This is a genomic window from Streptococcus mitis, assembly GCF_002860865.1.
Taxonomy (GTDB): domain Bacteria; phylum Bacillota; class Bacilli; order Lactobacillales; family Streptococcaceae; genus Streptococcus; species Streptococcus mitis_AT.
In genome coordinates, this window is record NZ_PKIE01000002.1 from 57,880 (window position 1) to 77,128 (window position 19,249).

The 19,249-nt window shown below is 35.6% G+C and carries 16 protein-coding genes; 2 read left to right on the forward strand and 14 right to left on the reverse strand.

From position 1 onward, the window contains the following. Nucleotides 1-12 precede the first annotated feature (12 nt). The 14 genes from CYK18_RS04695 to CYK18_RS04760 all read right to left on the reverse strand — a co-directional run bounded on the left by CYK18_RS04695 (nucleotide 13) and on the right by CYK18_RS04760 (nucleotide 16,998). Entirely contained in the window at nucleotides 13-1,287 is a 1,275-nt protein-coding gene (locus CYK18_RS04695; protein ID WP_101785386.1) for an O-antigen ligase family protein, read from the reverse strand. A gap of 2 nt (nucleotides 1,288-1,289) precedes the next feature. Continuing rightward, nucleotides 1,290-2,747: an oligosaccharide flippase family protein gene (locus tag CYK18_RS04700; RefSeq protein WP_033680702.1), complete on the reverse strand. Its 1,458-nt coding sequence runs from the start codon at nucleotides 2,745-2,747 to the stop codon at nucleotides 1,290-1,292. A gap of 11 nt (nucleotides 2,748-2,758) precedes the next feature. Then, nucleotides 2,759-3,670, reverse strand: a complete 912-nt coding sequence (locus CYK18_RS04705) for a capsular polysaccharide synthesis protein (protein ID WP_101785388.1) — start codon at nucleotides 3,668-3,670, stop codon at nucleotides 2,759-2,761. Between the two features lie 5 nt (nucleotides 3,671-3,675). Then, the gene (locus tag CYK18_RS04710; protein WP_033680703.1) at nucleotides 3,676-4,722 is read right to left on the reverse strand and encodes a glycosyltransferase family 2 protein; all 1,047 of its coding nucleotides are present in this window, start codon (nucleotides 4,720-4,722) and stop codon (nucleotides 3,676-3,678) included. A 31-nt stretch (nucleotides 4,723-4,753) separates the two neighbouring features. Next, nucleotides 4,754-5,440, reverse strand: a complete 687-nt coding sequence (locus CYK18_RS04715; protein WP_033680704.1) for an acyltransferase — start codon at nucleotides 5,438-5,440, stop codon at nucleotides 4,754-4,756. Then, entirely contained in the window at nucleotides 5,430-6,701 is a 1,272-nt protein-coding gene (locus tag CYK18_RS04720) for a glycosyltransferase family 4 protein (RefSeq protein ID WP_033680705.1), read from the reverse strand. Before CYK18_RS04720 ends, CYK18_RS04715 begins: the two co-directional genes overlap by 11 nt. Next, on the reverse strand, nucleotides 6,698-7,870 hold the full coding sequence (gene cps2T, locus CYK18_RS04725; protein ID WP_033680706.1) for a beta 1-4 rhamnosyltransferase Cps2T: 1,173 nt from the start codon (nucleotides 7,868-7,870) through the stop codon (nucleotides 6,698-6,700). Before cps2T ends, CYK18_RS04720 begins: the two co-directional genes overlap by 4 nt. Before the next feature lie 30 nt (nucleotides 7,871-7,900). Then, entirely contained in the window at nucleotides 7,901-9,268 is a 1,368-nt protein-coding gene (locus tag CYK18_RS04730) for a sugar transferase (RefSeq protein WP_033680707.1), read from the reverse strand. A gap of 15 nt (nucleotides 9,269-9,283) precedes the next feature. After that, nucleotides 9,284-9,967, reverse strand: a complete 684-nt coding sequence (locus CYK18_RS04735; RefSeq protein WP_060805248.1) for a tyrosine-protein kinase — start codon at nucleotides 9,965-9,967, stop codon at nucleotides 9,284-9,286. Between the two features lie 9 nt (nucleotides 9,968-9,976). Continuing rightward, the gene (cpsC, locus tag CYK18_RS04740) at nucleotides 9,977-10,669 is read right to left on the reverse strand and encodes a capsular polysaccharide biosynthesis protein CpsC (RefSeq protein WP_101785390.1); all 693 of its coding nucleotides are present in this window, start codon (nucleotides 10,667-10,669) and stop codon (nucleotides 9,977-9,979) included. 8 nt (nucleotides 10,670-10,677) lie between these two features. Further along, on the reverse strand, nucleotides 10,678-11,409 hold the full coding sequence (gene cps4B, locus CYK18_RS04745; protein WP_101785392.1) for a capsular polysaccharide biosynthesis protein Cps4B: 732 nt from the start codon (nucleotides 11,407-11,409) through the stop codon (nucleotides 10,678-10,680). A gap of 1 nt (nucleotide 11,410) precedes the next feature. Beyond that, nucleotides 11,411-12,856, reverse strand: a complete 1,446-nt coding sequence (gene cpsA / locus CYK18_RS04750; RefSeq protein ID WP_101785394.1) for an LCP family glycopolymer transferase CpsA — start codon at nucleotides 12,854-12,856, stop codon at nucleotides 11,411-11,413. Nucleotides 12,857-13,235: 379 nt separating this feature from the next. Continuing rightward, nucleotides 13,236-15,194, reverse strand: coding sequence for a peptide ABC transporter substrate-binding protein (locus tag CYK18_RS04755; protein WP_101785396.1), 1,959 nt, complete (start codon nucleotides 15,192-15,194; stop codon nucleotides 13,236-13,238). 196 nt (nucleotides 15,195-15,390) lie between these two features. Next, nucleotides 15,391-16,998, reverse strand: a complete 1,608-nt coding sequence (locus tag CYK18_RS04760; protein ID WP_101785399.1) for a glycoside hydrolase family 13 protein — start codon at nucleotides 16,996-16,998, stop codon at nucleotides 15,391-15,393. Nucleotides 16,999-17,150: 152 nt separating this feature from the next. On the opposite strand from CYK18_RS04760, the gene CYK18_RS04765 reads away from it, so the two are divergent. Then, nucleotides 17,151-18,635, forward strand: coding sequence for a DUF1846 domain-containing protein (locus tag CYK18_RS04765; RefSeq protein ID WP_101785401.1), 1,485 nt, complete (start codon nucleotides 17,151-17,153; stop codon nucleotides 18,633-18,635). Between the two features lie 94 nt (nucleotides 18,636-18,729). Next, nucleotides 18,730-19,212 carry an S-ribosylhomocysteine lyase gene (locus CYK18_RS04770; RefSeq protein ID WP_000032562.1) on the forward strand — a complete coding sequence of 161 codons (483 nt, stop codon included), beginning with the start codon at nucleotides 18,730-18,732 and terminating at the stop codon, nucleotides 19,210-19,212. Nucleotides 19,213-19,249: the final 37 nt, after the last annotated feature.

Sequence of the window (19,249 nt, forward strand, 5' to 3'; positions counted from 1 at the left end):
ACTACTTACACATTAAAAATTTTTAAAATCTAAATTTTCCAATTCTGTATCCGAATTAGTTAAAGAAAAGAGCAGTAGGTTTAGAATCCATAAAAAATTATGATAAATCGAAATATTGTCCGTAAACCATATCAGCATCTGAAACATTGTCAAGACAAAATATATGAATGATTCTTTATGACCAATTTTTACAAATATGCGTTTAGCATTTCTATAAAGGAGAGTATAAAAATAAATAGATAATCCTACAAATCCTATCTCAATGTAAGATTTCAAAATATCATTATGAATCCCCATTGATCCTGTAAGACCATTGATATTTAAAGTCATCCAATTATTATCCATCCATTTTGATGCAAAACCTACCCCTCTCCCCATAAATATAGGTGTAAAGCTATAGGTTGATTCAATTCCCTTCCATAAATCTGTTCTAGCCATCGAATTGATATTATGTTCTTGGATAAATGTATATATAAAACCAGATTTAATACTATAAACATAAAGGAATATTCCTGTTATAAATACTAAGGAAAAGGCATTTAATAAACTTAAAATTTTTCGTTCTTTCCCTAGTTTGCTCACTTTTTTATAATACCAATAAATTACTAAAAATACTGGTATGATAATTAACACACTCAAAAATACGATTCGTTTAAGACTTAAAAAGAGAATAATAAGAGCTATTAAGATCTTACGAAATACTGCAGAAAAACTATTTTCTTTTATAAAATATTGATACAGATAGTACAGAATAAAGAGAGCTGTAATTGGTGCTACCTCATGCATTTCTAGCACCGAACCATTGAAACTAACATCTGTTAACATCAAAATAAATTGACTAAGTCCTCCTTGACTATAGGCAACAATGATACTAGTTAAGTAACTAAGTGATATTGCTGTAAAAGTGTAATCTACTACTTTTTGTCCAAAAAATTGAAAAACAACCATAGCTTGAAAGATAGCTAATAAGCCAAAAATAGTCATACTTGACAATCTACTAAAATACCCACTAAATTGAACTGGATTCATTAGATGTAATAAAACTGAGTAAAAGAAGAGAACAATTGTTGGCATAGCTAATATCTTAGCAAGATATAATAATTTTTTATTAACAAAAATAACCTTTCCGAGACTTACTAATAATAAAATGAATAATACAATAATCAAAATACCAATATAATATTTTGTCATGTATGTTACAGGATACAGATGTTGTCTATCTGTAGCTAATTCTAAATACACTAACAATATATACAATATCGCGATTGGGTTAAATTTAAATTTCACTATTACTTCCTTTTAAATAAATGAGTACGTTCTAAAAAATTTGTTCGTAAACCAATAATTACCCTGTTTTTTGAAGAAAAGATGTACAAAATCAATAAACTAATATAAATAAAAGCTCCGACTATAATTTCAATAATAAGTGTAAGTAGCGATGTAGGTAAAATACTTGAAATAAGAATTAAGACCATATACATTACTGAACCAATAAGAAATAATATCCCAGCATTTATCAGATATTCTCTGATATGTAAATAATTTCTAGCGATCCACGTTTGATAGCAACATAGAACTAACTCTGCAACAATTGTTCCTATAACAGCTCCCATTGCTCCTATCTTCGGAATCAAAATAATATTAATCAAAATATTAACAACGGCTCCATAAAGCAAAGATACCGTATATTCCTTGTCAAAACTTCGTGGAATTAAAAACTGAGTTCGGATGACATTTCCAAAAGCCGAAAATACTAAAGCCGGTGTCATTCCTGCAATAATTTGGCTACTTGTCCTAAATTCTTCACCCCAATAAACAGGAGCAAAGGTTGCAGAAACTCCTGCTAAACCGAAAGCACAGCCCATTGTAATCACTAAAACGATCCACATCGTTTTATCAACATATTCTAAACTTTTTTGTTCATCACCTATACTCAGTAAATGTACTGTTCGAGGCAACATTACAGCTCCAAAGGCTTGAATCAGAGCTTTTGGAATACTAATGATCTTATCTGAATTCTCATAAAAAGCAGTTTCCTTCAAACTACTATACATTCCAAGCATTATTTTATCTAGAAACGAAAAAATACTAACCGCTAAGACGGGGAAAAATAAAATAATAATAGGTTTCATGTGTTTCTTTATTTTTCCAAGACTAGGGCGCACAAAGTTTACTTGTTTTAACAAAAATGGCCATGTAATCAACTGACCAAGCAGGGTACTCCCTGCCATTATAAAGGTATATAAATAGATATCATTAGGGCTTTTTACAAATGTAAAGATAGATATTAAAGTCAATAATTTAACAAATGAATTCCTAGCAACTGTAATACGAAACTCTTCAAGACCATAAAAAAACCAACTAACATCTGTTGCATACGATAAAACATGTAATACTTGGATATAGGCTACAATCTGAAAACTATTCACAAATACTGTTGCATAAATCAAATATGAGACGGTCATAACTAGTGAACACGTTAACTGAACCGCGTAAATATTCGAAAATTCCTGATTCAAATGTTCTCTACTTGTTCGTACCTGTGCTATTGTCCGATTCCCATAATTAGAAATCCCCAACATGGACAGAATCATAAAGTAAAAAGCAATAGAATAGGTAAAAGAATAAACTCCAATTTGCTCTGCACCTAACACACGCGCTAAGTAAGGTGAGGTAATAAACGGTACTATTACAGCTAAGATCTGATATAAGACATTGTAAACAATGTTTTTCTTTAAACTAGGCAAGATTCTCCCCTCTACTGATTCAGTAAGTAACTGTACAAGCTCTCAGATTTATCATTGTAATTTTTTTTATAATTTAATTTATGAAAATCAGAAATTTGACATAATTGCTGGTAACGTTCCTTTGAAAAATCATTATTTAATTCATCAACCATTATATGTGGTGCTGCGTTCGTATAGGTGGGTACAGACTGCCAAACATCCGAATAATGTTCAGCTACAATCGTGAACAGCAAATGAAAAACAAAATAATGTATTGCAATATTCTCTCTACACCAATATTCTACTAGCAACTTCTTCACAGATAGTATTAAAGGGTGATTTGCTGTTGAAGCAATCATCCAGCTTGATGATGAAATATTTTCTTCGATTGAAGATAGACTCTTATACATAAAAAATGGATTTTTTTCAATTAATTCCTTAATTGTACTACCAGTGCAATAAACTGTGGCATCTAACCAAATACCTCCATATTTAGATAAAATCTCAACACGCAAAACATCTGAAAAATTTGCGTTATTTATGATACCTTTATTCCACTTATACAAAATTTCTTCAGGAATTGTTACATACTGTTGAATAGTCTGAGCCGTTAATACTGTAATTTTATAATCTGGAAATTCTCTTTTAACAGACTTATAACATGATTTCACCAAATCTGGAGCATTCTCCATACCTTGAAACCAGCAAATCCAGATTTGCTTGGGAACTTTTTCTGATAAGTATGATTTATCAAAAGGGTTTGAAATTAAAGAACCGTATTTCTTTTTTAGTATTCTGTAGGCCCTATCTTCAAGTTGCACTTCTCGAATAGCCTTACTCCGAATCCACCACAAGGGCCAACGGTTACGTAAGGCGTGAATAACAACAGGAAAAAACGTTCCATTTTTTAAAGATAGTTTTAATTTTTCTATATTCATCGCCATAAAATCTATACACTCCGATTCCGATATTTTAATAAGGTTAAAGCTAAAAGCAACATCGACATATTATACTTAGCTAATACACAGATCAAACGTTTAGGAAAAGGTAAACGATGGATTGGATAGTGATACAAAACTGCTTTTGAGATAGGATCCTTACAAATCTGTCTAATTCTTTGCAAGCGTTTATGAATTCTAGAACTTTTATATAAGGATTCCTGAAAAATACATAAACGAATATTAGCAATTAAAATTCTCTCGATTCTTTCTTCCAAAATTTCTTGATTAGGTAATCCCTTAACTCTTTTTAATTGCTCGTTATACAAGATTTTATCCAACTCAAATCGATCTTCTTTATATTTCATACTTAAAGAACCAAAGTTTTCACGATAGTAGTATAAAATATCTGGGATAACAAGGGCGGATGTTGCTAATTTTAAACAATCAATTTGAAAAATAGCATCTTCTGAAATGAATTCTCTTTCCGAATGAAATAATAGCCCTTTATCCTTAAACAAAGAACGTTTATATACCCCTTTCCACACTGAAACACCTATCTTTCCATCTCCAATAAATTCTGGTGGTGAAGATATTACATCTGGTAAAAGTTCTGTGAAAATTGAATCATTTTTATAAAAAATGGAATCTAGGCTCTGATCAAGTGGTCCTATAATATTTCCTTTATTATCCACTCGATAAAAATTTTCACTATAAATCACGTCTGCATTAAAACGTTGTAAGTATGTATCATAAATTTCAAGCATCTCATATGAGACATAATCATCCGAATCAACAAAGACAATATAATCTCCTGTACAATTTTCAATACCTGTGTTACGTGCAAAACCAAGACCTTCATTGGTTTTATGTATTACTTTTATCCGATGATCTTTTTTCCCCCATTCTTCACAAAGACTTCCAGATGTGTCAGTAGAACCATCGTTTACCAAGATAAGTTCAAAATCTTTAAAAGACTGATTTACAAGAGTATTTAAACATTGAGATAAATAATTCTCTACATTATAAACTGGAACAACTACACTAAATGTAGGCATAAATTCTCTTCCTTTCAGAAATAGTTAAACACTATCTATAGGCCAGTATTCTAGCTGGTACTCCACCTATGATAACATTATCTGGAAACTGCTTAGTGACAACAGCATTCGCTCCAACAACACAACCTGAACCAATGCTGGACCCATCCAAAAAAACAGCTCCAGCACCAATCCAACAATTATGTCCTACTGATATTCCCTTTCGAGATACACCTTGTTCAACAATAAGTTTATTTAAATCACTATAATTATGATTTTCAGCATGAAAACGAACATTCTGACCTGCGATAACATTATCACCAATTGTGATACCTCCAGCAGAACCAAATAAACTATATTCTGAAAAAGATGAGTTCTTACCAACTTTCAAGCCAATCCCCATATTTTTTATAGATCCTGTTCCAATAATTTGAGAATAATCTCCAATCTTCACATTATCTGCAAAATGGATTCCTTCTTTCGACAGTGCATCTATAGACACCTTTTTACCAATTCGAACATTTTTCCCAACAAATAATTTACGCTTTGCTAAGATAGAAACTCCTTGTCCAATGAATAAACGCTTCCCCTTTTGACCAAATCCGATTCCACGTACAAATCCACGAAAGAGTCCAAAACCATAGTTCATACCTCTTTGTAGTATATACGCCATGGGTACATCAGGGTGAATGTCTACTGCTTTTCCAGTAATCTTTTTTATTAAGCTCTCAACTATCATTTATCACTCTTTCATAATACTGAATCACTTCTTTCGAGTGTTCATCTATAGTTTTTAATTTTGTATTTTCTATATCATTTTCTATAACTTTAACTACTAAGTCATTCTGATTTTTAAAAACATGTGTTTCTGGAAGTAAGTCTTTTGATCCAACATTTTCACTCACAAAAACATTTACCCCATAGGATAATGCTTCTACTGTTATCAATCCAAATGTCTCCTTCCACTTACTTGGAACAATAAGAATATCAATATTTTCATAGACACTATCAATCGTTTCCTTGGTAAAATATCCTTTTTGTTCAATGAATGAAGGACATTCTTCATTTGGAAAGTGACCATAAGTTGCAACTTCGTATAACTCTAGGTCTAAAGTTTTAGCAAACTCAATAAAATCAAAATATCCTTTATATTCTTCATCTGGACCAATATAAGCAACTCTAATTTTATTATTTGTAGTTGTTAATCTCTGATGAGGTTTAATTGAACTATTCGTTATAGATAATACTGTACTCTGAGTTGGTTTAATTTCATTTTGCTCATATACATTCTTTGTTAGACTACTATTAAACAAATAACCATCTATTAAGTGAAACATCTCATTATAATAGTGTCGAAGTTCACTATAATTCTTTTCCTCAAATATTTCTCGAATAACTAGATTATTTTTTGATTTTGGATTTTTTCCCAATAGTTTCAAAAACTTACGAATAGTTGGATAAAATGGAACTTGAAAGAATCGCAACTTTTCTACACTTAAGGCATTAGAAGACATGATATTCCAAGCCAAGTTTGTATTATTATCACTATAATCCACCCCATTAAAATAGAAATGAGGTACGGGCGCTAATCCATAATAATCATGGCTCGTAAAAACAACTCTAATGTTCATGTTTTTAGCAATTTCGATGAATTCTTTATGCAATCCCATAAACGAATGAATATGGATAATGTCGGGTTGTACTTCTTCTAAAAAAGTACTATAAACATTTTTGTCACAAGGGGTCATGAAAGCAATTGGACTGGATATTCCCCCAAATAGAGCCAAAGGTAAGCTATTAAGCAGTTCGTAACACTCAAACTGTCTTGATGATACCTTCTTTATTCCTACTTTTTTCGAAAGTAACCGAATATTACCCGGATATAGGGCAGTCACTTGATGACCTTGAGCAATTTGCTCTAGTATTAAATCCTCAGCATATTTAACCAAGCCACCTGTTCGCTGGGGTTGAAATCCTAAAGTATAATGTAATATTTTCATTTTTTAAATAAATTCTCGTAGTCTGTAACAATCCTTTCCCAAGTGAAAGCATCCGCAATTCTCTGATTTGATTGTCTATCTAACTCATCAATCATTTTTTCATCAAATTGTTCAACTTCCTCAATCACTTGTGATAGTTCGTCTTTTTTCCAATAGATCGCACTTTGCTCCCCAACTTCGCGATTAAAACCAACATCGAGTAGTAAATTTAACTTTGTTGATGCTAATGCTTCCAGTAGCGAAGGGTTTGTCCCCCCCACTTCATGCCCATGGAAGTAAGCAAAGGCATTCTCACGAATATACTTCAGAAGTTCTTGGTCGTAGACTGTCCCTACAAATTTTACTCGTGGATCTTTATCAAAACCAGTTTTTGCCAACAACTGATTATAAAATTTATTCTGCTCTACATTTGTAATTAAAACAAAGTCCTTCTTAGAGTTAGAAGCCAAAAAGCCACGAATCATAGATTCATAGTTATTCTCTGGAACAAATCGTCCTACAACTAGATAATACTCGTTCTCAGAAACATTCTTCTCTTTGAACCAAGAACGTACTTTTTCGTCACTACTCTTTAATATGGAGCGTGTTGTATCAGTCCCATAAGCGATATAGGTTGTCTTAGGTTGATACTGTTTATAATCTTCTTGGATATATTTTTCAATATTCTTACTATCACACACTAAAAGATCTGCATGTTTGACCATAAGACCTTCGGAAATTTTCCAATAACGACGAACTGGAGCGCTCCACTTAGCTCGTAACCACTCGTGACCATCTGGATTAACTAGAAGAGTCCCACCTATCGCTTGGATTTTTTTCTTAATTCCATGGATGAACGGACCGATTCGACAAGCTAATATATAGAAGATTGGAGCTTCATCCTTATTTTCTTTAGCAATTTCAATCGCTTTATTAATTGCTGCTATATCATATGCTATGGCTCGCGCTGGACCAATATTGGGAACATCGACGTTATAACAGATAGCACCATTATGTTCAAAAACATCTTCAGTAATCCCTGATTTTGCAGAGTTTTCACGCATACAAGCCACATAATATTGGATAGCCTTATCTTGTTGAAAGGCTGTTAATTTTTCAACAAAAGTTTCAAATCCTCCATACTTAGCAGGAATTCCTTTTGAACCAATGATATAAACTGACTTTTTCATTTCTCTCCTAATATGATGGACGTGCAGAAATCACTTCGCTCCATCTCTCATAAATACAACTTTAACAGTTTTCAACAAAATTTCAATATCTTTCCAGATTGTCCAATTATCAATATAAGCCACATCTAATTTTACAACATCGTCAAAATCGGTTATTTTACTACGACCACTAACCTGCCATAAGCCTGTAATACCAGGTTTAAAGCTGAGTCGACGTTTCTGTTCTGGAGTATACTGATCATACTCGTCTACTGTCGGTGGACGCGTCCCCACCAAACTCATATCTCCTATAAAGACATTCCAAAATTGTGGCAATTCATCCAAACTGGTTTTACGAATAAAGTGACCAATTTTTGTAACACGAGGATCATTGTCCATCTTAAACATACCACCTTGCATCGTGTTTTGATCCATCAACTGTTCTTTGATAGCTTCAGCATCGATCCGCATCGAACGGAATTTATAAAAGGTAAAATGTCGACCATTTTTCCCTATACGAGTTTGAGCAAAAATAGCTGGTCCGCCATCTTTACGAATCAATGGAACTAAAACTAGACTAGCTATACCAAAAAGAATAAGGCCGATAGTGGCACCACAAATATCGAGAATTCTCTTTGAAATCACATGACTAGTTTTATAAAAATTTGTAGAGAAAGTGACTACATTCAATCCTGCCATCTCATGAATTTGTTTATTTCGACCCAAATTCTTATCAAATGCATTAAGATTGACAGTTATATCTATCCCCATTGTCTCAAACTTAGAGATAATTTCTCCAATATCGTAGCTCTCTCCCGGAAGATTGATAAACACCTCATCCACAACTTCATGCGTTGCAAATTCAATAATTTTTTCCTTTTCAATCACAGGTATTTGATCATGTTGAAAATCAGATTTATCCAAAACACTTACTGCTACCAAGTTCCATGAAAGTTCATCAGAATCTAGCAATTTATCAAGAACTTTTTCTATATTTTTTGTTACTGTTAACAGTAACATTTTCTTGCTATTTTTTAGATTGAAAAATACATGCTTCCAATATTTCTTTACTAAGAAATTTAACAAGTATAAGGATATTCCTTCTAAAGTTAAGAAGTATACCATTCCTCTTCTAGAGATACTAAACCGTTCCTCTATAAAAAAGTTTAATACACTTATAGCTATTGCAAAGAAAAAAATATATCTTATAGTACTATTAAACTCAACTAGGTACCCTCTTTTAAAAAAATTGTTACCATAGGAACTAAAATGGAATACAAAAAAGTGGAGAAGGTATAGTATAACCATCGAAGAACGTTCAATTTCTGTCTCTCTAACAAAGCTAAGAAAATAAACCAATAAAATGACAATAATACTCTGTAATACTGCCAGAAAAATCTTTAATCCTTTTTCATCCATAAAATCTTCCCTAGGTTATTTTTTACCATAATTACCATAACCACCGTAAGAACCATATTTTTCACGTTGAACATCAAATTTATTGAGAACGACACCTAAAAATGGTTTTCCTGTTTGCTCTAATTGTTGTTTCGCTTTTTGGACATCATGCTTATTCGCCTCACCCATTGCAGTTACCAAGATGGACGCATCACACTTTTGAGTGATAATTGCCGCATCAATAACAATTCCAATAGGTGCTGTATCAACAATGATATAATCAAAATATTTACGCAATGTTTCAATCATGTCATTAAAATTTTTACTTTGTAACAAGGCTGTAGGGTTTGGTGATACAGATCCCGATTGAACTACAAATAAATTTTCAATATTTGTATCGCATAACCCGTGAGATAAATCCGTTGTCCCAGATAAAAATTCTGTTAGCCCTGTAATTTTTTCACGAGATTTAAAAACTCCTGACATAACTGAATTTCGAATATCGCCATCGATCAAAAGAGTTTTATAGCCTGCACGCGCAAAAGACCATGCTATATTTATGGAAGTAGTTGATTTTCCTTCCCCAGGGTTAACAGAAGTAACGGAAATTACTTTTAGTTTATCTCCGCTCAACTGTATATTTGTACACAAGGCATTGTAATATTCTTCTGTCTTCTTAATGAACTCCAGTTTTTTTTGTGCTATTTCTAATGTCGGCATCTCTCTCTCCTATTTCAACTTATCCAAGTTTGGTACAACTCCCAAAAGCGTCATCTGCAATGCATCTTCGATATCTTCTGGACGTTTCACACGAGTGTCCAAAAGTTCAAGAAGAAGAACTATAACACTGGTTCCAATCCCCCCTGCCAAAAAACCAATTAGTGTATTGCGTTTAATATTTGGCGAAGATGGTGATATAGCCGGTCTTGCCTCCTCCAGTGTTGTCACATCAGAAACACGAGTAATACTGATAATTTTTTGAGCAGCTACTTCTCTCAAAGAGTTAGCGATACGGCTTGCCTCTTCAGGAACTCGATCATTAACTGAAATAGAGACAATACGAGTATCAACTGGTACTGTCACTTTAATTTTATTAGCCAAACCTTTTGGCGTCAAATCTAGTTTCAAATCAGAAACAACTTTCTCCAAAACATCCTGCGATAGGATAATTTCACGATAGTCTTTAACCAAGTACGATCCTGCCTGCAAGTCTTGATTTGTTAAACCAGACTTCTCTCCTTGATTACGGTTAACTACATAAATCCGAGTCGTACTAGTAAACTCAGGTTTGATAACAAAAGTACTGTAGGCAAAAGCAACTGAAGAAGTTATAATTGTCACTAATAAAATGACTAACTTTCTTTTCCATAAAGTTCTGAATAGTTGAAATACATCGATTTCCAAAGTGTTTTGATCTTTCATATTTTCTCCTAAATTAATTGATCCATTATAATTTTTCTGGGATTTTCTACAAAAAGTTCTTTCGCTTTTTTCGCTCCATATTTCTTAGCAATGATATCGTATGCCTGTTCCATATATGGAGGTCTACTGTCTAAATTATGCATGTCACTTGCAACTACATGAACTAAATCACGTTCCAAAAAATACCGAGCTCTCTTTTTCATGAATTTATATTTTTCACCAAAGAACTTAGGTTTTAAAACATGATAACTATTTATCTGAGTATAGCACCCCATATCAATCAGTTCACGAACTCGTTTTTCATTATTCTCTAAAGCATCATAACGTTCAATATGAGCAATTACTGGTGTTATTCCCAACATCAAAATATTGCTCAAGCCCGTATGAATCTCACGATAGGGAGTATGCATGCTAAACTCAATCAAAGCATAACGGCTATCATTAAGAGTAGGAATTTCTTTTCTTTCTAGCTTTTCTAGAACATCCAGAGTATAGTATATCTCTGCGCCATAAGCAATGACTAAATCATCTGCTACTTCTTTTGCAATTTCACGAACCTTAAGAAAATTTGTTGCAATTTTTTCTTCTGGAGTCTCAAACATCCCTTTTCGACGATGCGAAGTAGACACAATCATTCGAACTCCTTGATTATAAGCTTCTCTTAAAAGCGCCTTGCTATCCTCTATCGACTTTGGCCCATCATCTACATCAAAAACGATATGCGAATGGATGTCTATCATTTTATCTACCCTCCATCACATCCTGTATAGCTACTTTAACTGTAGCTAAACTACTCTCATCTATTTCCATCATATAGAGACTACTGTCTGGCATTGCATAAGAAGGAAGATCCATCCGACCTGTCCCTTTTAAATCTTGAGAATTTACTTTATAGTTTCCTCCGCTTTCCAATTGAGTATTCACTAGATCCATCATAGTCTCAATCGGCATATTTGTCTGAAGGGAATCCTGCAATCCTTGAAGAATACTATTATAGTTTTTCAATGCCTCTGTAGAAGTTAACTTCTGAATGATTGCTACAATAACCTTTTGTTGGTTGCGACCACGATCACGGTCTCCATCGGCTAGTGAGTAGCGTTCACGCACAAAACCTAGAGCTTGCTCAGAGTCTAGATGGACATTTCCCACTGGAAAATGGAACTTCCCATGTAGAGCTGTAAATTCTTGATCGTTATAAACATCTACTCCTCCCAATAGGTCAATCAATTTCAAAAATGAGGTGAAATTCAAACGAACATAATAATTAATATCTATACCATAAAGGTTCTCTAGGGTATGAATAGATGAATCAACCCCGTATATACCAGCATGAGTCAATTTATCCTTTTGATTGTTTCCACCATCAGCAATAGGAACATATGAATCTCGTGGAGTTGTTGTAAGAAGGATTCTCTTCGTATCCCTATTGACCGTCATCAGGATATTGACATCTGAGCGTGAAACTGAACTAATGGCACCGTAAGTATCAATACCACTGACATAGATATTAAAGAAGCGATCTTTAGATACCTTAGGGGTCTCAACATCCTTGGTCATTTTTTTAGTGTAAATTTTCTTAATTTTAGAAGCATAGTCTGGATACTCTGCCTCAATAATATTCTCAAATACACTATTTAAGACAATGGCTTTGGCCTCTCCAGAAATCAAACTTTTATAAGTTGACAAGTAAGAAGTACTTTTATCAACCGTCAAATCCTTATTTTGACTCGTCTTAATATCAGAGATTAGCTTTTGAATATTCTCATTATCCGTACCTGTTGGTCCCATAACACTAGATAATTGGGCAACATTATTGATATCGCTATCCTTTAAAACGACGACGCTGAGAGAATACTCTGAATAATTTGAAGTTGCATTAATATGACTTGTAAAACCTACAAATTGTTGCAGAGCAAATACAGAAACTGAACTCACTAAAACAGCTAGTGTCAAAAAGAAAATCGTGAACTTTTCTGCTTTTTTATAGATTATTAATAGTGTGGCAATCACAGCAACTATCAAGGCAAATACTGCGACCACTATATTAACGTGCCTGAAAGCAAGTATATTGTACTTAAAGATTAAGAACAACAAAAAACCGACTAACAATAAATAGATAGTCAACAAAACTATATTAACACTTCGCTTCACTTTCTGTGAACGTGATTTTTTAAAACGTCTACTCATGATTAACACCTATACATTTAATGTTACTATTATATCACTTTTGTACGATAAATTCTACATTTACCGAGTTTATAAAGATATAGATTATTTGGACCTCATAAGCACTGATACTATTCGAAAACCTCTTCAAACCACATCAGCGTCCATCTGCAACCTCAAAACAGTATTTTGAGCTGACTTCGTCAGTTCTATCTACCACCTCAAAGCTGTACTTTGAGCTAACTTCTCAGTTACTCTTTGATTTTTATTGAGTATTCGTTTCAATCTATTTTAGCACAAAACAAATCATTTCTCAGTTTTCAATAGCCGAGTGATTTAAAAAGACAAGCACCAAAACTGATGTTTGTCTTTATGATTCTCTGTAAAAAGCTATTCATCATTATTTAACATGATTTTCTGCTTCTTTTTGAGCTTTTTCGATTGCTTTTTTGCTTTCTTGCTCCCATTTAGTCTTAGCTTCTTCATACTGTTTGGTTGTAACAGTATCTTTTTGCAGTTTCATGTACTTGTAGTTATTGCCGTCACCCTTGATACCGACCAGTGAATACCCTCTTGTAAATGGCGTTACTTTGGTTACAGATGCTGTACCACCACTTGACATGGCTGACATAATCAGAGAATTGTCAATCATCCAAGCCTGTGCTTCAGCATATTTTTCATAGCGTTTGGCTACATCTTTATTTTCGCTATCTGCATCTTTAAGCATCTTAGTATAGGTATCAAGACCCAAGCTAGCAATCTTAGCTTTATCTTCCTGGGCATCTAGACCAAATATTTTGAGGTAGAATCCATCCTCTGCATTAAAAGGATTGAGATAGGTTGACGGATCTTGGTAATCACCTACCCAACCATCAAAGTTCAAATCGTAGTCTCGATCAGCTGGCGTTGGTGCCAAGAAGGCTACGTTATTAAAATCATCTGTTGAAAGTTGTTGAACATCAATAACAATGTTATCAGCACCTAAAACTGACTCCAGGGTCTGCTTAACAGAGTTCATACCTGTCACAGCATTTTTACTTGTCTGATCAACTGCCACATCCAAGTGAATAGGGAAAGTCACACCTTGACTCGCCAATTCTTTTTTAGCTTCTGCAAATTTTGCTTGGGCTTTTTCTTTGTTAAAATAGGCATCCTGAGCATCTGCCAAGTTAATACCTGACCATTCTGTACCATAGTTAACCAATTTAGAAGCCACTACTTCTCCAAAGGTCTTGTCTCCGACTTGGACAAATGTAGGAGGTACTAGGGTGTTACGAAGAGTCTTGCTAGCTGCTTCTTCCCCATTAGACTGAGCAGAATAGGCTGTACGGTCCAAGGCAAAGTTCACTGCTTGACGGAAGTTCTTGTTCAAGACAGCTGTCTCAGTTGACTTCTTCTGCTCATCTGTCGTTTTAGCAGTGTGATTGTAAGCCTTACGATTAACATTGAAATTGAAATACCAAGAAGTCTTGTCCTGCAAACTATAAACGATATTATCCTTATATTTTTCCTTAGTCTTAGCAAAGTTAGAACTATTTGGATAAACCCCAGCAATTGAGTAGGCTCCACTTTCAAAGTTACGAATGGTCAATTCTTGGTCTGAGCCATCAAAATAAGCCAATTTTACGTGTTCAATCGATACTTTGTCATGATCATAGTAATGCGGATTTTTCACATACTCGATCGATGATTTTGATGTGAAGTCTTTTAACAAATAAGGTCCACTGTAGAGAATGCTATTTGGAGATAGAGTCCCAAAATCTTTCCCTTTTGAATTTAGAAACTCTTCATTTACTGGGAAAAGAATACTGTTCGTTGTTTTTGAGTTCCAGTACGGTTCTGGGCGTGCCAAAGTATACTCAACAGTCTGGTCGTCGATGGCCTTCACTCCAACCTTAGAAAAGTCAGAATCCGCTCCTGTAATATAATCATTCAAGCCCTTGATCGAGTTTTGAATCAAGTCAAGTGCCTGTGATTTATTATCCACTGCATACTTGATACCTGTCACAAAATCCTGTGCCTTGACTGGGGCGTACTCTTCACCATCAGCTGTGAACCATTTGGCATCTTTTCTCAATTTGTAGGTATAAGTTAGACCGTCGCTTGAAACAGACCAGTCTTCTGCCAAAGATGGAACTAGGTTTCCATGATTGTCATTTTCAAGCAAACCATCAACTAGGTTAGTAATAATAGCTGTATTGTCAGCGTAATAATCTAATAAGTAATTAAATGTAGTTGGATTTCCACTAAAGGTTGATGAGTAAGTTTTTGTATCTGAACCTGATTGACCGCAAGCGGCTAAAAGCAAAGCAGCCGCAAAAGTCAGGCCTGTACTAAGGACACGCTTTTTTGTATTCATCTTCTTTTCTCCTTTATGTTAGTTTTTATAACATAAGTTTATTTTACCAAAATAGCCAGGATTTGTAAAGTTAATTGAATTTCGAGAATGAAAGTTTATAAATCTTGGTTATAAAAAAACAAAGGATTTCTGTCTTTCATACAGTCCTCCCTTGTTTTTATACGATTTCAATTTTAAATTTTTCTGTAAAAAACATTTATAGTAATTCCACACAGAAAGCATCCCATGGAGCTAAGATTTGTTTTTCAAAAACTTCTTGAGCCACGGTGTTTTCAATTAAGACCGATTTGACGTTTCCTTCTACGGTCAAGTCTTGCTCTTCATTGGACAAGTTAGCCACAACTAGAAAACGATAGTCCCCATCTTTACGGATATAGGCAAATACCTTTTCAGCCGTATCAAGCAATTTAAAATCAGCTCGAATCAGCCAGCTATTCTCCTTACGGATTTGAACTAGCTTCTGATAGGTATAGAAAATAGAATCAGGATTTGCCAGCGCTTCTTGAACGTTGATTGCTTGATAGTTTGGATTCACTGCCAACCAAGGTTGAGCAGTTGAGAAACCAGCGTTTTTGCTCTCATCCCATTGCATAGGGGTACGGGCATTGTCACGACCAATGACACGGATACTGTCCATGATTTCTTCCATCGGAACGCCTTTTTCAAGAGCCTCACGCGCATAGTTAAGAGATTCAATATCTTCTACTTGATTCAGTGTTTCAAACGGATAATTTGTCATCCCAATTTCCTCACCTTGATAGATATAAGGAGTCCCTCTCATGAGATGAAGCAAGATTGCAAAGGCTTTGGCAGATTTTTCTCGGTATTCTTGGTCATTTCCCCAGATTGAGACGATACGAGGGAGGTCATGATTGTTCCAGAAGAGTGAATTCCAGCCGTCCTCAACGCCTAACTCTGTCTGCCATTTGTTGAAAATCTCTTTTAACTTAGGGATATTCAGCGCTTTTTGATAGTGCCACTTAGGTTGCCCTTCCTGATACTGAAGACAGATGTGTTCAAATTGGAAAACCATAGACAATTCTTGCCCCTTTGGATCAGAGTAAAGCTTGGCAATCTCTGGAGTTGCTCCCCAAGTCTCCCCTACTGTCAAGAGATTCTTATCGCCAAAAGTGGCTTGGTTCATCTCCTTGAGATAAGGATGGAGCATAGGTCCATTATTGACTACCTTCTCATCAGGAATTTTGCCAATCATGTCAATGACATCCATACGGAAACCGCCAATGCCTTTATCAATCCAGAAGTTCATCATCTCATAAATTTTCTGGCGAAGTTTTTCATTCTCCCAGTTGAGATCAGGCTGTTTCTTACTGAAAAAGTGGAGATAGTATTGACCCGACTTTTCATCATACTCCCAAGCAGACCCACTAAAGATAGAATCAAGATCATTAGGCTCATCCCGCCAGATATAGTAGTCACGCTCAGGGCTGTCAGGATTTTCACAGGCCTCGACAAACCAAGCATGTTCATCCGAGGTATGATTGACCACCAAGTCCATGATGATACAAATATCACGTTTCTTAGCTTCAGCGATTAGTTGGTCCATATCCTCCATGGTCCCGAAAATAGCTGCAATCGCTTGATAATCAGCAATATCATAGCCATTATCATCCATAGGACTGTCATAAACTGGAGAAAGCCAAATCGCTGTGATTCCTAACTTGGCTAGATAGTCTAACTTACTGGTAATTCCTGGCAAATCGCCAATTCCATCTCCGTTGCTATCCATAAAACTCTTTGGATAGACTTGATAGACTACGGCATTGTGCCACCATTTTTCTTGCATTTTCTTACCTCATTATTTTAATAATCTACAGTCTATGATAGCGCTTTTCTGAGTTTTGTGCAAGCGTTTGCCTAATCTTTTTACTTCCTTTTTTAACTCCATAGTTTCCTAACTGCCAATTTTTTATTATAATAGAAGTCAGAGGTAAAAAAATGAAAAAACAAGCTTTTAGTTCTGAACAATATTTGAATCTACAGCGCGACCACATTTTGGAGCGCATTAACCAATTTGACGGCAAGCTCTACTTGGAGTTTGGTGGCAAAATGCTAGAAGATTTCCACGCTGCTCGTGTGCTTCCTGGCTATGAGCCTGACAACAAAATCAAGCTCTTGCAAGAGTTGAAAGAGCAGGTTGAGGTTGTGATTGCCATTAACGCTAGCAACATCGAGCATTCTAAAGCACGTGGTGACTTGGGCATTTCTTATGACCAAGAAGTTCTTCGTTTGATTGATAAATTCAATGAATTAGGGATTTTTGTCGGCTCAGTGGTCATTACACAATACGCTGGCCAACCCGCTGCAGATGCTTTCCGCAACCAACTTGAGAAAAACGGAATTGATTCCTATCTTCATTATCCAATAAAAGGATATCCGACGGATATGGATCACATCATTTCTCCAGAAGGCATGGGAAAAAATGACTACATCAAAACCAGTCGCAACCTGATTGTCGTAACCGCTCCTGGACCTGGTTCTGGAAAATTGGCAACCTGTATGTCCAATATGTACCACGACCAAATCAATGGTATCAAGTCTGGTTACGCTAAATTTGAAACCTTCCCAGTTTGGAATCTTCCCCTTCATCATCCAGTTAACTTGGCTTATGAAGCTGCCACAGCTGACCTTGATGATGTCAACATGATTGATCCCTTCCATCTCCAAACCTATGGAGAAACCACTGTCAACTACAACCGTGATATCGAGATTTTCCCAGTGCTCAAGCGCATGTTAGAACGCATTCTAGGTGAATCTCCATACGCTTCACCGACAGATATGGGGGTCAACATGGTTGGTTTCGCTATTACAGATGATGAAGCTGCTGTCGAAGCTTCTAAACAAGAAATCATCCGTCGCTACTATCAGACTGTTCTTGATTTCAAAGCCGAAAAAGTTGGCGAAGCTGCTGTCAAGAAAATTGAGTTGCTTATGAACGACCTAGGTATCACACCTGCAGACCGCAAGGTTGCTGTCGTTGCGCGTCAAAAAGCAGAAGAAACTGGCGGACCAGCCCTAGCCCTTGAATTGCCTAGCGGGGAAATTGTCACAGGTAAGAACTCAGAACTCTTTGGCCCTACAGCAGCTGCTCTTATCAACGCTATCAAGAAATCAGCTGATATTGCTAAAGAAGTGAAACTAATCGAACCTGAAGTTGTTAAGCCAATCCAAGGTCTTAAAATCGATCATCTCGGTAGCCGCAATCCACGCCTTCATTCAAATGAAATCCTGATTGCACTTGCTATCACAGCTACGGAAAACCCTGATGCTGCTCGTGCTATGGAAGAACTTGGCAACCTCAAAGGAAGCGAAGCCCACTCAACCATCATCTTGACCGATGAAGACAAGAATGTCCTTCGCAAATTGGGTATCAATGTAACCTTTGACCCATACTACCAATACGACCGCTTGTATCGTAAATAAAGATTTCAACCTCTCCACTCTCGGAGAGGTTTTCTCTCTGTCTCAGGAGCAACCTTTATGATATAATGAAAGAAGAAAACTGAAAGGATTTACCATGTCAAAAGAAGTTATTGTCGAAAGTTTTGAACTTGACCACACCATTGTTAAAGCACCCTATGTTCGCTTGATTGGGGAAGAAACAGGGCCAAAGGGAGATGTCATCTCCAATTATGACATTCGTTTAGTGCAACCCAATGAAGACTCTATCCCTACTGCTGGCCTTCACACTATCGAGCACCTCTTGGCAAAACTCATTCGTACCCGAATTGACGGCATGATTGACTGTTCACCATTTGGTTGCCGTACAGGCTTCCATATGATTATGTGGGGGCGCCACACCAGTGCTGAAATCGCGGCTGTTATCAAGGATTCGCTCAAGGAAATCGCTGAAACTACTACTTGGGAAGACGTCCCTGGAACAACCATCGAATCTTGCGGAAACTACAAGGATCACAGCCTCTTCTCTGCTAAAGAATGGGCAAAACTCATCCTAGAACAAGGGATTTCAGATGATGCCTTTGAGCGTCATGTAATTTAAACAAAAAAGGAACCAGTTTTTCAGCTGGCTCCTTCTT

Coding starts and splice junctions, on each gene's coding strand:
- CYK18_RS04715 (WP_033680704.1), bottom strand. CDS start 5,440: ATGATAGTTGAGAGCTTAATAAAAAAGATTACTGGAAAAGCAGTAGAC.
- CYK18_RS04760 (WP_101785399.1), bottom strand. CDS start 16,998: ATGCAAGAAAAATGGTGGCACAATGCCGTAGTCTATCAAGTCTATCCA.
- CYK18_RS04770 (WP_000032562.1), top strand. CDS start 18,730: ATGTCAAAAGAAGTTATTGTCGAAAGTTTTGAACTTGACCACACCATT.
- CYK18_RS04735 (WP_060805248.1), bottom strand. CDS start 9,967: ATGCCGACATTAGAAATAGCACAAAAAAAACTGGAGTTCATTAAGAAG.
- cps4B (WP_101785392.1), bottom strand. CDS start 11,409: ATGATAGACATCCATTCGCATATCGTTTTTGATGTAGATGATGGGCCA.
- CYK18_RS04710 (WP_033680703.1), bottom strand. CDS start 4,722: ATGCCTACATTTAGTGTAGTTGTTCCAGTTTATAATGTAGAGAATTAT.
- cpsC (WP_101785390.1), bottom strand. CDS start 10,669: ATGAAAGATCAAAACACTTTGGAAATCGATGTATTTCAACTATTCAGA.
- cps2T (WP_033680706.1), bottom strand. CDS start 7,870: ATGAAAAAGTCAGTTTATATCATTGGTTCAAAAGGAATTCCTGCTAAG.
- cpsA (WP_101785394.1), bottom strand. CDS start 12,856: ATGAGTAGACGTTTTAAAAAATCACGTTCACAGAAAGTGAAGCGAAGT.
- CYK18_RS04720 (WP_033680705.1), bottom strand. CDS start 6,701: ATGAAAATATTACATTATACTTTAGGATTTCAACCCCAGCGAACAGGT.
- CYK18_RS04730 (WP_033680707.1), bottom strand. CDS start 9,268: ATGGATGAAAAAGGATTAAAGATTTTTCTGGCAGTATTACAGAGTATT.
- CYK18_RS04755 (WP_101785396.1), bottom strand. CDS start 15,194: ATGAATACAAAAAAGCGTGTCCTTAGTACAGGCCTGACTTTTGCGGCT.
- CYK18_RS04765 (WP_101785401.1), top strand. CDS start 17,151: ATGAAAAAACAAGCTTTTAGTTCTGAACAATATTTGAATCTACAGCGC.
- CYK18_RS04705 (WP_101785388.1), bottom strand. CDS start 3,670: ATGGCGATGAATATAGAAAAATTAAAACTATCTTTAAAAAATGGAACG.